General features: G+C 61.7%; 20 protein-coding genes. 14 read left to right on the top strand and 6 right to left on the bottom strand.

What is annotated here, in order from left to right; translation table 11 throughout:
• Positions 1 to 119: 119 nt before the first annotated feature.
• Both ROG8370_RS12080 and ROG8370_RS12075 read right to left on the bottom strand, forming a co-directional pair.
• Positions 120 to 1013 (bottom strand): fructose bisphosphate aldolase, encoded by an 894-nt coding sequence (locus ROG8370_RS12080; protein ID WP_085827410.1) that lies wholly within the window; start codon positions 1011 to 1013, stop codon positions 120 to 122.
• A gap of 94 nt (positions 1014 to 1107) precedes the next feature.
• Entirely contained in the window at positions 1108 to 2292 is a 1185-nt protein-coding gene (locus tag ROG8370_RS12075) for a phosphoglycerate kinase (protein ID WP_085827408.1), read from the bottom strand.
• Between the two features lie 128 nt (positions 2293 to 2420).
• Here ROG8370_RS12075 and ROG8370_RS12070 point away from each other — a divergent pair, with 128 nt between their 5' ends.
• The 5 genes from ROG8370_RS12070 to ROG8370_RS12050 all read left to right on the top strand — a co-directional run bounded on the left by ROG8370_RS12070 (position 2421) and on the right by ROG8370_RS12050 (position 6934).
• Entirely contained in the window at positions 2421 to 2927 is a 507-nt protein-coding gene (locus ROG8370_RS12070) for a peptidylprolyl isomerase (protein ID WP_085827455.1), read from the top strand.
• Positions 2920 to 3468, top strand: coding sequence for a peptidylprolyl isomerase (locus ROG8370_RS12065; protein WP_085827407.1), 549 nt, complete (start codon positions 2920 to 2922; stop codon positions 3466 to 3468). The genes ROG8370_RS12070 and ROG8370_RS12065 overlap by 8 nt, the downstream gene beginning before the upstream one ends.
• A 4-nt stretch (positions 3469 to 3472) precedes the next feature.
• Positions 3473 to 4276: a DUF4336 domain-containing protein gene (locus ROG8370_RS12060; RefSeq protein WP_245827348.1), complete on the top strand. Its 804-nt coding sequence runs from the start codon at positions 3473 to 3475 to the stop codon at positions 4274 to 4276.
• Between the two features lie 84 nt (positions 4277 to 4360).
• Positions 4361 to 5326: a DUF3179 domain-containing protein gene (locus tag ROG8370_RS12055; RefSeq protein ID WP_085827453.1), complete on the top strand. Its 966-nt coding sequence runs from the start codon at positions 4361 to 4363 to the stop codon at positions 5324 to 5326.
• A gap of 288 nt (positions 5327 to 5614) precedes the next feature.
• On the top strand, positions 5615 to 6934 hold the full coding sequence (locus tag ROG8370_RS12050) for a DEAD/DEAH box helicase (protein WP_170925234.1): 1320 nt from the start codon (positions 5615 to 5617) through the stop codon (positions 6932 to 6934).
• A 49-nt stretch (positions 6935 to 6983) separates the two neighbouring features.
• Here ROG8370_RS12050 and ROG8370_RS12045 read toward each other — a convergent pair whose 3' ends face one another.
• From ROG8370_RS12045 to ROG8370_RS12035, 3 genes are read right to left on the bottom strand one after another with little or no spacing between them, the layout of a single operon-like run.
• Positions 6984 to 8405: a protein adenylyltransferase SelO gene (locus tag ROG8370_RS12045; RefSeq protein ID WP_085827405.1), complete on the bottom strand. Its 1422-nt coding sequence runs from the start codon at positions 8403 to 8405 to the stop codon at positions 6984 to 6986.
• Positions 8406 to 8436: 31 nt separating this feature from the next.
• A complete protein-coding gene (locus ROG8370_RS12040) occupies positions 8437 to 8883 on the bottom strand; it encodes a GNAT family N-acetyltransferase (RefSeq protein WP_085827404.1) in 447 nt (148 codons plus the stop codon).
• Positions 8880 to 9821, bottom strand: coding sequence for a nucleoside hydrolase (locus ROG8370_RS12035; RefSeq protein ID WP_085827451.1), 942 nt, complete (start codon positions 9819 to 9821; stop codon positions 8880 to 8882). Before ROG8370_RS12035 ends, ROG8370_RS12040 begins: the two co-directional genes overlap by 4 nt.
• A 320-nt stretch (positions 9822 to 10141) precedes the next feature.
• Between ROG8370_RS12035 and ihfB the strand changes: the two genes are divergently transcribed.
• The 9 genes from ihfB to ROG8370_RS11990 all read left to right on the top strand — a co-directional run bounded on the left by ihfB (position 10142) and on the right by ROG8370_RS11990 (position 15706).
• On the top strand, positions 10142 to 10423 hold the full coding sequence (ihfB, locus tag ROG8370_RS12030; RefSeq protein WP_085827403.1) for an integration host factor subunit beta: 282 nt from the start codon (positions 10142 to 10144) through the stop codon (positions 10421 to 10423).
• Positions 10424 to 10426: 3 nt separating this feature from the next.
• Positions 10427 to 10777, top strand: a complete 351-nt coding sequence (locus tag ROG8370_RS12025; protein ID WP_085827402.1) for a lipopolysaccharide assembly protein LapA domain-containing protein — start codon at positions 10427 to 10429, stop codon at positions 10775 to 10777.
• An 8-nt stretch (positions 10778 to 10785) separates the two neighbouring features.
• The gene (locus ROG8370_RS12020; RefSeq protein WP_085827401.1) at positions 10786 to 11433 is read left to right on the top strand and encodes a phosphoribosylanthranilate isomerase; all 648 of its coding nucleotides are present in this window, start codon (positions 10786 to 10788) and stop codon (positions 11431 to 11433) included.
• Positions 11424 to 11876, top strand: a complete 453-nt coding sequence (locus tag ROG8370_RS12015) for a GNAT family N-acetyltransferase (RefSeq protein WP_085827399.1) — start codon at positions 11424 to 11426, stop codon at positions 11874 to 11876. The genes ROG8370_RS12020 and ROG8370_RS12015 overlap by 10 nt, the downstream gene beginning before the upstream one ends.
• Before the next feature lie 64 nt (positions 11877 to 11940).
• Positions 11941 to 12570: a class I SAM-dependent DNA methyltransferase gene (locus ROG8370_RS12010; protein WP_085827397.1), complete on the top strand. Its 630-nt coding sequence runs from the start codon at positions 11941 to 11943 to the stop codon at positions 12568 to 12570.
• Positions 12571 to 12688: 118 nt separating this feature from the next.
• Positions 12689 to 13912, top strand: a complete 1224-nt coding sequence (gene trpB / locus ROG8370_RS12005; protein ID WP_085827395.1) for a tryptophan synthase subunit beta — start codon at positions 12689 to 12691, stop codon at positions 13910 to 13912.
• Between the two features lie 257 nt (positions 13913 to 14169).
• Entirely contained in the window at positions 14170 to 14592 is a 423-nt protein-coding gene (locus ROG8370_RS20585) for a hypothetical protein (RefSeq protein ID WP_170925233.1), read from the top strand.
• A 100-nt stretch (positions 14593 to 14692) separates the two neighbouring features.
• Positions 14693 to 15157, top strand: coding sequence for a hypothetical protein (locus tag ROG8370_RS20580; RefSeq protein WP_170925232.1), 465 nt, complete (start codon positions 14693 to 14695; stop codon positions 15155 to 15157).
• Between the two features lie 30 nt (positions 15158 to 15187).
• Positions 15188 to 15706 (top strand): helix-turn-helix transcriptional regulator, encoded by a 519-nt coding sequence (locus ROG8370_RS11990; RefSeq protein ID WP_085827392.1) that lies wholly within the window; start codon positions 15188 to 15190, stop codon positions 15704 to 15706.
• A 10-nt stretch (positions 15707 to 15716) separates the two neighbouring features.
• On the opposite strand, the gene ROG8370_RS11985 is transcribed toward ROG8370_RS11990, so the two are convergent.
• Entirely contained in the window at positions 15717 to 16094 is a 378-nt protein-coding gene (locus ROG8370_RS11985) for a DUF2237 family protein (RefSeq protein WP_085827390.1), read from the bottom strand.
• Positions 16095 to 16099 lie beyond the last annotated feature (5 nt).

Here is a 16099-nt window from a genome sequence, read left to right as displayed (position 1 = left end):
GCAGGCCTTGGGGGCTTTGCCCCCAAACCCCCAGAGTATTTCCACCAAGAAGAAGGTGTATGTCGGTTGGCATGAAAAAAGGGCGCCGGTTGGGGCGCCCCTTTTTGTTTGATCAGGGATCAGCCGCTGATCGAGGCTTTATGGATGTCGTCAATGGCGGCAGCGAGGGCGGCGTTGAACTCAGCGTCGCTTTGTTTGGCCGAGAGGCCCTCTGTGAGGGCGCGGCTGAAGCTTGCGATGATACCGGTGTTTTGGGCGAGGCGGGCGTTTGCCACGTCGCGGCTATAGCCACCCGAGAGGGCCACGACGCTTAGCACGCGGGGATGGTTGACCAGCGGCGCGTAGAAATTGGCGATCTCGGGCAGAGTGAGCTTCAGCATGACCTGCTGGCTCTCGGGCAGCGCGTCGAGGTGGGTCAGCAGCGAGCGCATCAGAAGCGCTTCGGCTTCGGCCTTGTCGGCAATCGAGATGGTCACCTCGGGCTCGATGATCGGCATGAGGCCGTGGCCGAGAATCTGTTTACCGATCTCGAATTGCTGGGCGACGACCGCTTCGATCCCCGAGGGCGAGGCGGCATCAATCACCGAGCGCATTTTGGTGCCGAAGATGTCGGCGGCGGCGGCGCGCGTGAGCAGGGCGTCGAGGTCGGGCATCGGTTTCATCAGTTTGACGCCATCGGCGGCCTCGGCGAGGCCCTTGTCGACCTTGAGGAAGGGCACGACGCCGCGCTCTTGCCAGAGGTATTGAGCGGTGGGCATGCCTGCGATGTCGCGGTCCATGGTCATCTCGAAAAGGATCGCGCCGAGCACCTTGTCGCCGTTGAACGCCGGGGCCTGGGCGATGCGCGAGCGCATGGCGTGGACCAGATCGAACATTTCCGCCTCGGAGCTGTATTCGCTTTCCTCGATCCCGTAGAGGGCAAGCGCCTTGGGGGTCGAGCCGCCCGATTGGTCAAGGGCCGCGATAAAGCCCTGGCCGCTGCGAATCTTGTCTGTCTGGCTGGTTTTCGTCATGTCCGGGGTCCCGCTTGATGATGTCACAATTGGAGCCGCTTCTAGGCGAGCGGCGCGCAGGGTGCAATGATGGTCGCGCTAACAGAGGCGCGGGCTAGGCCTTGAGGGCGGCGACGCCGGGCAGGTCCTTGCCTTCCATCCACTCAAGGAAGGCGCCGCCGGCGGTCGAGATGTAGGTGAAATCATCCGCCGCGCCGGCCTTGTTGAGGGCCGCGACCGTATCGCCACCACCCGCGACCGAGATCAGTTTACCCTCGCGGCTCAGCGTTGCGGCGTGGCGTGCGGCGGCGTTGGTGGCGGTGTCAAACGGCTCGATCTCGAAGGCGCCGAGCGGGCCGTTCCAGATCAGGGTTTTGGCCGCGTCGAGCGCGGTGATGATGCGCGCCACGGCCTGTGGGCCGGCATCAAGGATCATCGCGTCGGGCGGGCAGGCATGGGCGCCGAGCACCTCATGCGCGGCACCGGCGGCGAATTCGCGCGCCACGACCACATCGGCCGGCAGCAGGATTTCACAGCCCGCCGCGCCGACCTTGATCATGATCTCGCGGGCGGTGGCGGCCATATCGTGTTCGCAGAGCGATTTGCCCACGTTGAGGCCCATGGCGGCAAGGAATGTGTTGGCCATGCCGCCGCCGATGACAAGGCAGTCGACCTTGCCGACCAGATTGCCCAAAAGGTCAAGCTTGGTCGAGACCTTGGCGCCGCCGACTACGGCCATGACCGGGCGTTTGGGGGTGCCGAGGGCCGCTTCGAGCGCCTGCAATTCGGCCTGCATCAGGCGGCCGGCGCAAGAGGGCATCTGTTGGGCGAGGCCGGTGGTCGAGGCGTGCGCGCGGTGCGCGGCGGAAAAGGCATCGTTGCAGAAAACATCGCCCAGATTTGCCAGGCGGGCAGCGAATTCGGGGTCGTTGGCCTCTTCGCCGGGATGAAAGCGGATGTTTTCCAGCAGGAGGACTTCGGAGGCGAGCGCCTCGTCGGTGAGGTTCTCGGCGCCTTCAAGGGTTTCGATCAGGCGCACCTTGCGCCCCAATGCGGCCTCAAGTGCCGGCACGGTGACGCGCAGCGACATATCGAGCACCACCTTGCCCTTGGGGCGGCCGAAATGCGCGATAAGGATCGGTTTGCCGCCCTTGGCGAGGATGTCCTTGACGGTGGGTACGATGCGCTCGATCCGGGTGGCGTCGGTCACATGGCCGTTTTCCACCGGCACGTTGATATCGACCCGCACCAGCACGCGTTTGCCGCCAAGGTCCATGTCATCAAGGGTTTTCCAGCTCATCGCAGCACGCTCCTTCGTTTCTTTCGGCCTCTATTGGCGCGCACACCCGCAGGCGTCAACCTCTGCGCTTGGCAATCGCGCCGGAACCGCCTAGATATTCACGGAAAGTTATGTGCAAGGAGGGCCCGATGGCCGAGATTAAAGACCCCGAAAACACCATTCTGATCGAACTCAAGGATGGCACCGTCGCGATCGAGCTTTTGGTCGATATCGCCCCCGGTCATTGCGAGCGGATGAAAGAGCTGGCGCGCGGCGGGCATTACGACAACGTCGCCTTTCACCGGGTGATCGACGGCTTCATGGCCCAGACCGGCGACGTGCAGCATGCCAATATAGAAAAAGACTATAACCCGCGCATGGCCGGCACGGGCGCCAGCGAGCTGCCCAACCTGAAGGCAGAGTTCGGCCGCATCCCGCATGATCGCGGCACCATCGGCGCGGCGCGCAGCCAGAACCCCGATAGCGCGAATTCGCAATTCTTCATCAATTTCAAGGACAACAGCTTTCTGAATGGTCAGTACACGGTCTATGGCCGGGTGATTTCCGGGATGGAGCATGTGGACAAGATCGCGCGTGGCGAGCCGCCTGCGAACCCTGATCGCATGATCAGCGTCAAGGTGGCCTCTGATGCGTAAGCTGGCGTTTGTCTTGTCGCTGCTGGCCGGGCCTGCGTTTGCGTCCGGTTTGCAGATCGAAGTCGAAGGCGAGGCCAACGGCACCATCACCATCGACCTTCTGGAAGATGTCGCCCCCGGCCATGTGGAACAGATCACTGCTTTGGCGTCTGAGGGGGCCTATGACGGCGTGGTGTTTCACCGCGTGATCGAGGGCTTCATGGCGCAGACCGGCGACGTGCAGTTCGGCAAGATCGACGGCGGCAATATGTCCCGTGCGGGATCGGGCGCAAGCGATCGCCCCGACCTCAAGGCGGAGTTCTCGAAAGAGCCGTTTCTGCGCGGTGTCGTTGGCATGGCGCGGGCGCAAGACCCCGACAGCGCCAACAGCCAGTTCTTCATCATGTTCGACGCGGGCGCGTTCCTGAACGGTCAGTATACCGTCGTGGGTCGGGTCACCGAGGGGATGGATGTGGTTGACGCGATCAAGCGCGGCAATGGCCCGAACGGATCGGTGATCGGGCGTCCTGACGTGATGAAGAAGGTAACCGTGATCGAATGATCGCGTGACGCAGGTGACCGGATACGAGCCGCTCAATACCCTCAAGCCCTGGGCCGAGGGAATTTGGATTGTTGATGGGCCTGCGGTCAAATCCTACGGGTTTCCGTTTTCCACCCGCGCCACGGTTGTGCGGCTGGAAAACGGGGATTTGTGGGTGCATTCCCCAACCGAGATGACCGAGGGCTTGCGCGCCGAATTGGATGCGCTTGGCCGGGTGGCGCATCTGATTGCCCCGAACTGGGCGCATTACACGCACCTCAAGCACTGGCAGGCGGCCTATCCGCGCGCTAGGGCCTGGGCCGCGCCCGGCGTGATGGAACGCGCCGCGAAGAAGGGCGTCACGCTTTCGGTGGACCGCACCCTAAAGCCGGATCGCGCCGAGGCGCCGTGGAAGGGCCAGCTTGAGCAATTGATCGTGGCAGGCAGCAAGATCCACCGCGAGGCGGTGTTTTTTCACAAGGCGAGCCGGACGCTTATCCTCACCGACCTGATCGAGAATATCGAGACCGCAAAGCTTGCGGCGCGGTTTCGCCCGTTTGTCTGGCTCAACGGGATCGACGACACCGATGGCAAGACGCCGCCTCTCCTGCGGTGGACCTTTCGCAACAAAGAGGCGATGGCCGATAGCGTCGAGACGGTGATCGGCTGGGCGCCCGAGCGGATCGTGCTGGCGCATGGGCGCTGTTATCTGCGCGACGGCGTGGGCGAGCTTGAGCGCGCCTTTCGCAAGCTGCTCAGGGTGCGCAAATGGGATCGTATCCTGGGCGATGCCAAAGAGCGCAAGGCCCGCGACGCCGCCAAGCGCTGATCGCCAGGCGTCACAATCGCGTGGGTGGGGCTAGGCATGCAGGCCGATCCCCGGCATCATTCGCGCATCCAAGGGAGGATGCCGATGACCCGTTTCCTGTCGTTCCTGAGCGCGCTTATCGTGATGGCCGGGCTTGCCCACGCCGACCCCGCCTTTTGGCGCCATGAATGGCCCGATACGAATTTCAACAAGACCAGTGTCAAGAACTGGGCCGAAATCATGTCGGGCGGGCCGCCCAGGGATGGCATTCCGGCGCTGGACGATCCGACGTTTCGCAAGGTAGGCTCCGAGCGGCGGATTTCCGGCACAGAGCCGGTGATCACGGTCGAGATCGGTGGTGCCACGCCGCGCGCCTATCCGCTGCGCTATCTGACCTGGCACGAGATCGTCAACGACAGCATTGGCGGCATTCCTATTGCGGTGACCTTCTGTCCGCTGTGCAATTCGGGCATCACCTTTGACCGGCGGATCAAGCGGGGCACGCTGCGCTTCGGGGTCACGGGCAAGCTGCGCAATTCGGACATGGTGATGTTTGACCGCGAAACCGAGAGTTGGTGGCAACAGGCGATTGGCGAGGCGATTGTCGGCGATCTGACCGGCACCAAACTCAGGGCGCTGCCAAGCTGGATGGAAAGTTTCGCGCAATTCAAGGCGCGCAACCCAAGCGGCCTTGTGATGGAGCAACCCGATTACGACCGCAGCTATGGGCGCAATCCCTATGCCGACTACGACAGTTCATCACGTCCGTTTCTCTATAGCGGGGAAAACCCGCCGCATGGGATATCGCCGCTTGAACGGGTGGTCCGGGTTGGCGATCGCGCCTGGCCCCTCACGCGCATTCGCGAGATGGGCGGCGTGCGCGAGGCGGGAGTCGCGATCAGTTGGGAAAAGGGGCAGGCCTCGGCGCTTGATCACGCGACCATCGCCAAGGGGCGCGACGTGGGCACGGTGCGGGTGCGCGACGGGCAGGGGCGCGATGTGGCCCATGACGTGATGTTCGCCTTTGCCTTTCGCGCCTTTTGGCCCAAGGGCCGCTGGATGATCCGCTAAGCGGCTATTTCACGCCGGTTTTCAACGCCAAGCTTGACTTTGAGGTGCCGTGCCCTCATATGCCAGTCAACCGACATTTCCTGCCGCGTGAGCAGTGCCGCCAAAAATTGGCCGCCTAGTAATGAAATGTCGCGGATTAATCCCAAAATCACGCGTGGGGTCAAACGTCTGCTGGGCAGCGGGGCAATCGGCCTTGGGCTTTGGCGCAGACGCAACCACGATAGCGGGCGGCCATGGGGCCTGTCCGTCACGGTCTGTGGCATTTGCCCGGGCCCGAAAGGATATGAATTGAACCTTTTTCAGGAAATGGGTCTGCCGACCGAGCTTGTGCGCAAACTTGGCGCCATGGGCATCACCGAGCCGACACCGATCCAGACACATGCCATCCCGCATGCCCTCAACGGCTTTGACGTGATGGGGCTTGCGCAGACAGGCACCGGCAAAACGGCCGCCTTTGGTCTGCCGCTTCTGGCGCAACTTATTGAAATGCCCGGCAAGCCGTCGCCGAAATCCGTGCGCAGCCTGATCCTTGCGCCGACCCGTGAATTGGCCGGCCAGATCCGCGACGCGCTTTTCCCGCTGGTCAAGGACACGCCGATCAAGATCGGTGTCGTGGTTGGCGGCACCTCGATCAGCGCCCAGATCAAGCGGCTTGATCGCGGCACCGACATTCTTGTGGCGACGCCCGGTCGCTTGCTTGACCTCCTGGATCGCCGCGCGCTTCGTCTTGACGAAACCCGCTTTCTGGTGCTCGACGAGGCCGATCAGATGCTCGACCTCGGCTTTATCCACGCCCTGCGCCGGATCGCCAGCCTGATCCCGGCAGAGCGTCAGACGATGCTGTTTTCGGCCACCATGCCCAAGCAGATGGAAGAAATCGCAAGCACCTACCTCAAGCACCCCAAGCGGGTACAGGTCAGCCCGCCGGGCAAGGCTGCTGACAAGGTCACGCAAGAGCTTCATTTTGTCGCCAAGGCCGCCAAGCCCGACCTTCTGGTCGAAATGCTGGGCAAGCACAAAGACGAGCTGGCGCTTGTGTTCGGGCGTACCAAGCACGGCTCGGACAAGCTTGCGCGCAAGCTTGAGCAGGCCGGTTTCAAGGTGGCCGCGATCCATGGCAACAAAAGCCAGGGTCAGCGCGATCGCGCGTTGAAAGCGTTCCGTGACGGGCAGGTCAAAGTGCTTGTCGCCACCGATGTGGCGGCGCGCGGGCTTGATATTCCGGACGTCAAGCACGTCTATAACTTCGAGCTGCCGAATGTTCCCGACAACTATATTCACCGCATCGGGCGTACCGCACGCGCGGGCCGTGATGGCTGTGCGATTGCCTTTTGTGCCCCCGATGAAATGGGTGAATTGAAGGATATTCAAAAGGTTATGGGGATTTCGATCCCCGTCGCCTCTGGTCGCCCGTGGGAGGTTTTGCCCGATCCGAAGGCCAAGAAACAACCCTCTGGCCGGGGTGGCCCGCGTCGTCGCAGTGGCGGCGGCGGTGGTGCCGGTGCCGGTGCCGGTGGTGGCAAGCCCGGATTTGCACAGGGCAAACCGGCGGGCGGCAATCGTCGTCGGGGCAAGCCCGGCGGTGGCCCGCGCGCCAACGCGGCCTAAGATTTGAAACGGCGCCGGGGACATCCTCGGCGCCGTTTTTAATTGGGGGTCAGGTGCCGCAAAAGGTGTTCTGCACCACTTCGTCGGGCTCTGGCGGGCGGGCAAGGTCGCTTGCCTCCTGCTGATCCAGATAGGGATGCGCAAGCGCCTTCAAAAGCCGCTCGAACGGGGCGAAATCGCCTGACACTGCGGCCTCGATCATCTGTTCAACCCGATGATTTCGCGGGATAAACGCGGGGTTGGCCGTGGCCATCACGCCCTCTGGGTCATCCTCGGCCTTGATCCGGTCGCGCCACTGCGTTTCCCAATCGTCAAAGGCTTTCGGGTCAAGAAACTGATCGCGGGCCTTGCCGGTCAGCAGGGCGCGGAAGGTATTGGTGAAATCGGCGCGGTTCTCGGCCATCCGCGCCAGAAGGTCACCGATCAGCGGGGCGTCATCCACACCTGCCTTGGCGATCCCGATCTTGCGTCCAAAGGCGCGGCGCCATTCGGTTTCGATCTGATCGGGCATGGCGTGGATCAGTGCGGTAAATTCGTCAATCGCCTCATCCTGATCCGGCATGAGCGGCACAAGCGCCGTGGCAAACTGCGCCATGTTCCAGACGATGACATGCGCCTGATTGTCATAGGCATAGCGCCCTTGCACGTCGATCGAGCTAAACAACGTCTGAGGGTGATAGACATCCATAAAGGCACAGGGGCCGTAATCGATGGTTTCGCCCGAGATCGCGGTATTGTCGGTGTTCATAACGCCGTGAATAAAGCCCACCGCCATCCAGCCCGCGACAAGTTTTGCCTGACGGCGGATCACTTCGGCCAGCAAATGCGCCGGGCCTTCGACATGCGGATAATGGCGCGAAACCGTATAATCATAGAGCGCTTTCAGGCCGTCCTTGTCACGCCGCGCCGCGAAATATTGAAAGGTGCCGACGCGCAGGTGACTGCTCGCGACCCGCGTCAGGATCGCACCGGGCAGACCGCCCGCCTCGCGGTAAACGGTTTCGCCCGTGGCCACGGCGGCAAGCGCGCGTGTCGTCGGCAGGCCAAAGGCGTGCATCGCCTCGGAGACCACGTATTCGCGCAGGACCGGCCCAAGCCAGGCGCGCCCGTCGCCCATCCGGCTATAGGGCGTGGGGCCCGAGCCCTTGAGCTGAATATCGCGGCGCTGCCCGGCGGTATCAATCACCTCGCCAAGCAAGAGCGCGCGACCATCGCCAAGCTGCGGGGAAAAGCCGCCGAACTGATGCCCGGCATAGACCTGCGCCAGCGGCTCGGAACCGGGGGCGACAAGATTGCCCGCCAGCACCTTGGCTATCTCGTCGGCGTCGCCCGGAACGATGCCCAGTGCGCGCGCCAAAGCGTCGTTGAACCGGATCATTTTCGGGGCCTTCACCGGCACGGCGGTTTGACGTGTGAAGAACCGCGCAGGCAAGCGCGCATAGCTGTTTTGAAAGGGGATATTCATAGACATTGACCTAAAGTAAGGCATTCGATGGAAATTGCTACATCTCGCGGGTCAATAAACTGTACTCATCACGCGGTAAGAACCGCAGTTTTTCGTAAAGTTTGCGCGCTCGGGGGTTGTCACGGCGCACTTCCAGGTGCAGCGCCTTCAATCCGGCCCCGGCAAGCGCCTTGGGCAGGGCACCCATCACTTCGGTGCCGATCCCGCGCCCGCGCACGCCGGGGCGGATATAAAGCTCGTCGACAAAGCCGTCGAGGCCGGCAAATTCCACTGACCAGCCAAAGCTGATCACGATATAGCCGATTGGCGCGCGCCCCGGCCCGATCAGATAGATCGCGCCATGCGGGCTGCCTTCCAGAAGCGGCATCAGCGCGGCGTGGCGTCTGGTCTCATCCTGTGCAATGCCAGCTTCTTCGTGAAAAGCGCGCACAAGGGGGGCGAGGCGGTCAAAATCCTCGGGTTTTGCAAGATTGAGCGCCGTCATAACCGGGCCAGCCTTTCTGTCAGAAGGTCAAAAAAACCTTCTGCATCAATGTTATGGATGAAGGTTGCATTGGGTGGGCGGTCCGTTGCGCCCCACCAGTCGGTGACGGTCATGCCCATGGTCAGCTCTGATTGGGTTTCGATCATCACATTGACCCGGCGGCCCTTGAACAGCTCAGGCTTGAGCAGCCAGCCGATGGTGCAGGGATCATGCAGTGGCGCGCCGTCTTCGCCATAGCGTTCGGGATTATAGCGCTCGAAGAACCCGGTCAGATCGGCCACGGCGCGCCCAACCGGCGTGCCGATGGCGCGCAGGGCGGCATTGCGCGCGCGGGTCACAAGCGCCTTGTGGGTCACATCAAGCGGCATCATCACAAGCGGCACCCCTGCGCCAAAGACGATCTCGGCGGCTTGCGGATCGACGTGAATGTTGAACTCTGCCACCGGGGTGACATTGCCCTGGGAAAAATGAGCGCCACCCATGAGGATGATTTCCTCTACCTTTTCAATGATATCCGGGGCGTTCTTAAATGCACTCGCAATATTGGTAAGCGGCCCGATTGGCACAAGTGTCACGCTTTTGGCCGGGCGTTCGCGCAGGGTGTCGATGATGAAATCGACGCCGTGTTTGTCCTGAAGCGGCATAACCGGTGCGGGAAGGTTCGGCCCGTCAAGCCCCGAGCGGCCATGCACATGCTCGGCCGTCACAAGGTCCCGGCCAAGGGGGCGGTCGCATCCGGCATGGATGGGCACATTAACTTTACCAGCCAACTCACAGATAATACGCGCATTTCTTGTGGTCATTTCCAACGGAACATTGCCCGCGACACAGGTAATGCCCAGCACCTCAAGCGCATCGGGGCAGGCCAGGGCAAGCAAGATCGCCACGGCGTCATCCTGGCCGGGGTCTGTGTCGATGATGATCTGGCGTGCGGTCATTATGCCCTCTTTTGATTGCGCAGACCATGCGGCGGGCGCGGGCAAATGTCCACCGGTCTGGCACCTGCCTGCGCGTGCGCCCGCCGATGCCCGTCCGCGCGAATCAAAATTGATGCCGCGCCGCAGAAAGGCCCGCATCATGCGCCCGATCCCTTGCATGAGATGGGCAATGCCCGCCAAATCAACACCGAAGAGGCAAATATTTCATATATTTCCGCCTCTTGGGCCCGGCTTTCTGTTTGGGTTTCGCGCCATTGTGCGTATAGTCATGCCAACTGCCACAACCTAAAAAAGCATAATGGCCGGGGGAGAAACCACCGATGATCCGATCGGAACTGATTCAGAAAATTGCCGATGAAAACCCGCATCTCTATCAGCGTGACGTCGAGCGAATTGTTAACACCATTTTCAGCGAGATTACCGATGCCATGGCCAGCGGTAACCGGGTCGAGCTTCGCGGCTTTGGGGCCTTTTCGGTGAAACAGCGAGATGCCCGCACCGGGCGCAACCCGCGCACCGGCGAAAGCGTGCATGTCGAGGAAAAGCATGTGCCGTTCTTCAAGACCGGCAAGCTCTTGCGTGACCGGCTGAACGGGAAATAATCCATGCGTTATATCCGCTATGCCTCGATTGCGATTTTCGCCGTTGCGCTTGTTCTGATAGCCCTTGCCAACCGCGCACCCGTGACCTTGCGGGTGCTGCCGGATGAAATGGCGGGATTGGCGGCGCTTAATCCGACCTATGAAATGCCACTGTTTCTGGTGATCTTCCTTGGCATTCTGGCCGGTTTGATCGTCGGCTTTATCTGGGAATGGATTCGCGAGGCAGGCGAACGCGCCGCCGCCGCCCGCCAAGCGCGCGAACTTGCAAGCCTGCGCGCCGAGGTCAAGCGCCTCAAGGGTGAAAAGCATCAGGGCAAGGATGAGGTTCTGGCGCTTCTGGAACAGGCCAGCTAAAAGGCCGCATGGCGAAAGATATCCGTGTCAAAATCTGCGGTCTGACGGCCGCCCGCGATGTCTCTGCCGCTGTTGCGGCGGGGGCGTCTTACGTCGGCTTTGTGTTCTTTGAGAAATCGCCGCGCAATCTCGGGCTTGAGCAGGCCGCGGCGCTCGCGCTTCCTGTGCCCCCCGGCGTGGCCAAGGTGGCGCTGACGGTCGATGCGGATGATGCCGCGCTTGATGCGCTGACCGCTGCGGTGCCGCTCGATTTTCTTCAGCTTCATGGCCACGAGACCCCCGAGCGCGTGCGCGAGATCAAGGCACGCTATGGTCTGCCGGTGATCAAGGCGATTGGCGTGGCCGAGGCCGATGACCTGGCCCAGATCGCTATTTATGCCCGTGTCGCAGATCAGCTTTTGATCGACGCCAAGCCGCCCAAGGGCGCCACGCGTCCGGGTGGCAATGCGCTTGCCTTTGACTGGACGCTGATTGCGGGGCGTCGCTGGACGCTGCCCTGGCTTTTGGCGGGCGGGCTTGTCCCGGAGAACGTGGCAGAGGCGATCAAACTGACCGGCGCGCGACAGCTTGACGTGTCGTCGGGGGTCGAGAGCGCGCCGGGCGTCAAGGATCCGGCCCTGATCCGCGCCTTTATCGAGGCGGCGACATGCAGCTGAGGTTTCGCCATGCGCGCCGCGAGGATGTGGCGGCGGTGGTGGCCTTGCTCGCCGATGACCAGTTGGGGCAGGGGCGTGAGAAGGGCGATCTTGCGATCTATCTCGCGGGTTTTGACGCGATGCAGGCCGAGGGCAACAACCATCTGATCGTCGGGGTCGACGCGGCCGAGACTGTGCTGGCGACCTATCAGCTGACCTTTATCAGCGGGCTGTCGCTTGCGGCGTCGCGCCGCGCCCAGGTGGAAAGCGTGCGCATCGCAAGCGCTCTGCGGGGGCAAGGGCTTGGCCATCAGATGTTCGCGGATGTCGAGGCCCGCGCGCGCGTCGCCGGGTGCTCGCTCATCCAGCTCACCATGAACCAGACCCGCACCGATAGCCGCCGGTTCTACGAAAGCCTTGGCTTCACGGCCTCACATTTCGGCTTTAAGCGCGCGCTTGATTAGGACCTTTGGTTGACAGCGCTGCAGACAGGCAGGATGCTTTGGCCAAAAGCGATCGGAGGCCAGAATGATCCGCAATCCCGAAGACTTGAGCGATGTGTATGGCGCCAAAACGCCGGATCAGTCGCGCGCGCTCTATAACGATTGGGCGCAAAGCTATGATGCCGACAACCTCCGGCGCGGCTTTCGCCTGCCATCGCTTGGCGCGGGGATGTTCGCGCGCCACATGGGGCTTGTAGACGGGCCCGTGCTTGATGCGGCCTGTGGCACCGGCCTTGTTGGGGAAAGCCTTGCGATCATGGGCTATGGGGCGATCTTGGGCTGTGATCTGTCGCCCGGCATGCTGGCGGCGGCGCGCCAAACCGGTGCTTATGGCGATCTGGTCGAGGCCGACATGGGCGAGGGGTTGCCGTTCGAGGATGAGACCTTCGCGGGCTTTACCTGCCTCGGGGCGTTCGGGCCCGGTCACGCCCCGCCCGAGAGCCTTATTCACCTGAGCCGGGTCACGCGGTCTGGCGGGATTGGGGTTTTCAATCTTCTGGATGCCACCTGGAAAGAGCAGGGGTTTCAATCGGTGCTGGAATCACTGGTTGATAGCGGTCAGGTTCAGATCATCCAGCGCTCGCAACCTTTCCTGCCGTTTCTGCTGGCCGAGCCTGATCTGTGGTCGCGGCTCTACGTGATCCGCCGCAGCTAGGCGCGAGTTAGATTTTTCGTCGAAAAATCTCGACTGTCGCAGCACCGCTTTTCGCTGGAAAATCCTGAGCGCGTCCCATATTCATCCTAAACGCATCCAGGATGAGAAGGCCCTTGCAATGAACGATCTTTTCAACAGCTTCATGACCGGCCCCGACGAAAAGGGCCGCTTTGGCGATTTTGGCGGGCGGTTCGTGTCTGAAACGCTGATGCCGCTTATTCTGGAGTTGGAAGAACAATACGAGCGCGCCAAGACCGATGATAGCTTTTGGGCCGAGATGCATGATCTCTGGACGCACTACGTCGGTCGCCCCAGCCCGCTTTATTATGCCGACCGCCTGACCCAGCATTTTGGCGGGGCCAAGATTTATCTCAAGCGCGACGAGTTGAACCATACCGGCGCGCATAAGATCAACAACGTGCTGGGGCAGATCATTCTGGCGCGGCGCATGGGCAAGAAACGCATCATCGCCGAGACCGGCGCCGGGCAGCACGGCGTGGCCACCGCCACCGTCTGTGCCAAGTTCGGGCTTCAATGCGTGGTCTACATGGGCGCGCATGATGTCGAGCGTCAGGCGCCGAACGTGTTCCGCATGCGGCTTTTGGGCGCCGAGGTGGTTCCGGTCACCTCCGGGCGCGGCACGCTCAAGGATGCCATGAACGACGCGCTGCGCGATTGGGTGACCAATGTGCGCGACACCTTTTACTGCATCGGCACGGTTGCCGGCCCGCATCCTTACCCGGCGATGGTACGCGACTTCCAGTCGATTATCGGCAAGGAAGTGCGCGAACAGATGCAGGCCGCCGAGGGCCGTCTTCCCGACACGCTCATCGCGGCGATCGGTGGCGGATCAAACGCCATGGGGCTGTTCTATCCGTTCCTTGACGACAAAGAGGTCAATATCATCGGCGTTGAGGCCGGCGGCAAAGGCGTTAACGAAAAGATGGAGCATTGCGCCTCGCTGACCGGCGGACGGCCCGGCGTGCTGCACGGCAACCGGACCTATCTTTTGCAGGATGACGATGGCCAGATCCTTGAGGGGCACTCGATTTCGGCGGGCCTCGATTACCCCGGCATCGGCCCCGAGCATAGCTGGCTGCATGAAACCAAGCGCGCGCAATATGTCTCGATCACCGACACCGAGGCGCTTGAGGCGTTTCAGCTGAGCTGTGCAATGGAAGGCATCATTCCCGCGCTGGAACCAAGCCATGCGCTTGCCCATGTGATGAAGATCGCGCCCGATCTGCCCAAGGATCACCTGCTGGTCATGAACATGTGTGGGCGTGGCGACAAGGATATCTTCACGGTCGCAAAGCACCTTGGCTTTGACATGAAGGTGTAAGGCGCGTTTCCGCCTGACACATCTTTTCTCGGACCTATTGAAATGGGACTGCCCTAACAGATTGTTAAGGCAGTCCTTTTTACCTTTGTGGCCTGATCTGCACCTTTGGTTCAGGCCATAAACTTTGGTTGATGCCCGTAAACCCTGTGCCTAAGGGCGTGCAACTAAACCTCAGGTGGATAGCGCCCCGGTGTGAGATGGGTGTTTGGTCAAGGGACCGGGGGACACTCCCGGCTGATTTTCACGAGGAGTCTGAAATGCTTAATACCAAAAACACAGCTCTGGCGCTCTTGTTGGGCACCACAATGCTTTTCAACGTCGGCGTAGCACTTGCTGAAACCGGTCAAAACGATGATGCCGACGTAAGTTCATCTTCTGACAGCAGCAATTCAGGTGGCGCAAGCTCCGGCGCGGGGGCTGGTTCTGGTGGGAACAGCGGCAGCAATGGCGGCGATGACAGCGGAAGTGACGATAACGGTGGCGATGACGACGGCAGCGATGACAACGGTGGCAGCGATGATAACGGTGGCGGCGATGACAGCGGCGGCGATGATAACGGTGGCGGTGACCACGGCGGTGGCGATGACAGCGGCGGCGGTGAAGGCGGCGGCGACGACAGCGGCGGCGGCGAAGGCGGCGGCGGAGAAGGCGGAGAAGGTGGCGGCGGAGAAGGCGACTAAACCTTTAAAAAGGCCTTGCATGGCCTGACGTGACATTCAAAGTTACAGGTGCCGTGCCGGAGTCACCGGTGCGGCACCTTTATGATTTGGGAATGACCAGATGAGACGACAAGCATTGCTTGGACTTATCGCCGTGGCCTTGATGGCCGCCGGTCCGATCATGGCTGCGGATCAAACGGACTCGATCAAGCGACAATTGCATGCTCAGGGGTATTCCAAGGTCACGGTCTCGCGTACCTTTTTAGGCCGCACCCGGATTGTTGCCACGGGCAGGAACGCGAGCCGCGAGATTATCTTTAACCCGCGCACTGGCGAAATCCTTCGGGATTTCTCGCGCGTTGGCAAAGCCCCCGGTCAACTATTGGGATTTGGTCTTGGCGCGTCTCCCAGTGACGCAGACGGCGGCGGCGGTGCCGGTGACGGCGGGGGTGACGACGGCGGTGGTGACGACGGCGGCGATGGTGGTGACGACGGCGGTGGTGATGACGGCGGCGATGGTGGTGGCGACGGTGGAGGTGACGGCGGCGGCGATGGTGGTGGCGACGGTGGAGGTGACGGGGATTAAGGCCTTGGCCATCATATTTAGGTCTGCCGCATGATCTGGCGCGTCTCAATCCTTTTGATTGCGATCGTTCAGGGCGCCTGCACCGTGTTTTTCGTCTCAGATATCCTGTTGACGGTTTTCGGGCTGCGCGCCCAGCCAATAAGCTGGCAAATCCGCGAATTTCTGGAAGTTGGCGCCGCTTTGGGGCTTTTGCTCGGGATGATCCTTGGCTGGTTGGCCTATCGGCGCACGCAACGCCAATATCATCAGGCCCAACAAAAGCTTCGGGTCGCGTCGGGGGCCTTCATGGAGTTGATGCACGATCACTTCGAGGCCTGGGGCCTGACGCCAGCCGAACGCGATGTGGCACTGTTTTCCATCAAGGGGCTGTCGGTGCCCGACATTGCCGCCATACGCAACACGTCGGAAGGCACCGTCAAGGCCCAGACCAATGCGATCTATCGCAAGGCCGGGGTCAGCGGGCGGCCGCAACTGCTGAGCCTGTTTATCGACGACCTGCTCGGCGATGCCTTGCCCGGCGTGGTTGGTGACCTGACAAAGGCAAGCTAAGCCACTGGGCCTACTGGGCTTTTGCGTTCTCTTCGAGCACCGCAAGCGGGACGATATCAAGCGCGCGCATGTGGGTGGCCGCGAGGCGCACCTTGGGCGCACAGCCCTCGTCATGGGCCTGAAGAAAGCGCGCGGCGCAGAGGCACCATTGATCCCCCGGCTTGAGCCCGGCAAAACCGAATTCGGGGTTGGGCGTGCTCAGGTCATTGCCGACATATTTCGAATAGGCCAGAAACTCTGCGGTCATCAGCGCACAGACCGTGTGGCTGCCCTGATCCTGCGCGCAGGTGTTGCAATGGCCATCCCGGAAGAACCCGGTGACAGGCTCGTTTGAACAGGGCTCAAGATCCGTGCCCATGACATTGATGGCGGGGTCTTTTTCGATCATCGCGC

Source organism: Roseovarius gaetbuli, assembly GCF_900172365.1.
GTDB classification, from domain to species: Bacteria; Pseudomonadota; Alphaproteobacteria; order Rhodobacterales; family Rhodobacteraceae; genus Roseovarius; species Roseovarius gaetbuli.
Note: the sequence above shows the minus strand (reverse complement) of the source record. Positions and strands in the feature narration are given on the sequence as shown.

Coding starts and splice junctions, on each gene's coding strand:
- ROG8370_RS12080 (WP_085827410.1), bottom strand. CDS start 1,013: ATGACGAAAACCAGCCAGACAGACAAGATTCGCAGCGGCCAGGGCTTT.
- ROG8370_RS12075 (WP_085827408.1), bottom strand. CDS start 2,292: ATGAGCTGGAAAACCCTTGATGACATGGACCTTGGCGGCAAACGCGTG.
- ROG8370_RS12070 (WP_085827455.1), top strand. CDS start 2,421: ATGGCCGAGATTAAAGACCCCGAAAACACCATTCTGATCGAACTCAAG.
- ROG8370_RS12065 (WP_085827407.1), top strand. CDS start 2,920: ATGCGTAAGCTGGCGTTTGTCTTGTCGCTGCTGGCCGGGCCTGCGTTT.
- ROG8370_RS12055 (WP_085827453.1), top strand. CDS start 4,361: ATGACCCGTTTCCTGTCGTTCCTGAGCGCGCTTATCGTGATGGCCGGG.
- ROG8370_RS12045 (WP_085827405.1), bottom strand. CDS start 8,405: ATGTCTATGAATATCCCCTTTCAAAACAGCTATGCGCGCTTGCCTGCG.
- ROG8370_RS12040 (WP_085827404.1), bottom strand. CDS start 8,883: ATGACGGCGCTCAATCTTGCAAAACCCGAGGATTTTGACCGCCTCGCC.
- ROG8370_RS12035 (WP_085827451.1), bottom strand. CDS start 9,821: ATGACCGCACGCCAGATCATCATCGACACAGACCCCGGCCAGGATGAC.
- ihfB (WP_085827403.1), top strand. CDS start 10,142: ATGATCCGATCGGAACTGATTCAGAAAATTGCCGATGAAAACCCGCAT.
- ROG8370_RS12025 (WP_085827402.1), top strand. CDS start 10,427: ATGCGTTATATCCGCTATGCCTCGATTGCGATTTTCGCCGTTGCGCTT.
- ROG8370_RS12020 (WP_085827401.1), top strand. CDS start 10,786: ATGGCGAAAGATATCCGTGTCAAAATCTGCGGTCTGACGGCCGCCCGC.
- ROG8370_RS12015 (WP_085827399.1), top strand. CDS start 11,424: ATGCAGCTGAGGTTTCGCCATGCGCGCCGCGAGGATGTGGCGGCGGTG.
- ROG8370_RS12010 (WP_085827397.1), top strand. CDS start 11,941: ATGATCCGCAATCCCGAAGACTTGAGCGATGTGTATGGCGCCAAAACG.
- trpB (WP_085827395.1), top strand. CDS start 12,689: ATGAACGATCTTTTCAACAGCTTCATGACCGGCCCCGACGAAAAGGGC.
- ROG8370_RS20585 (WP_170925233.1), top strand. CDS start 14,170: ATGCTTAATACCAAAAACACAGCTCTGGCGCTCTTGTTGGGCACCACA.
- ROG8370_RS20580 (WP_170925232.1), top strand. CDS start 14,693: ATGAGACGACAAGCATTGCTTGGACTTATCGCCGTGGCCTTGATGGCC.
- ROG8370_RS11990 (WP_085827392.1), top strand. CDS start 15,188: ATGATCTGGCGCGTCTCAATCCTTTTGATTGCGATCGTTCAGGGCGCC.
- ROG8370_RS11985 (WP_085827390.1), bottom strand. CDS start 16,094: ATGATCGAAAAAGACCCCGCCATCAATGTCATGGGCACGGATCTTGAG.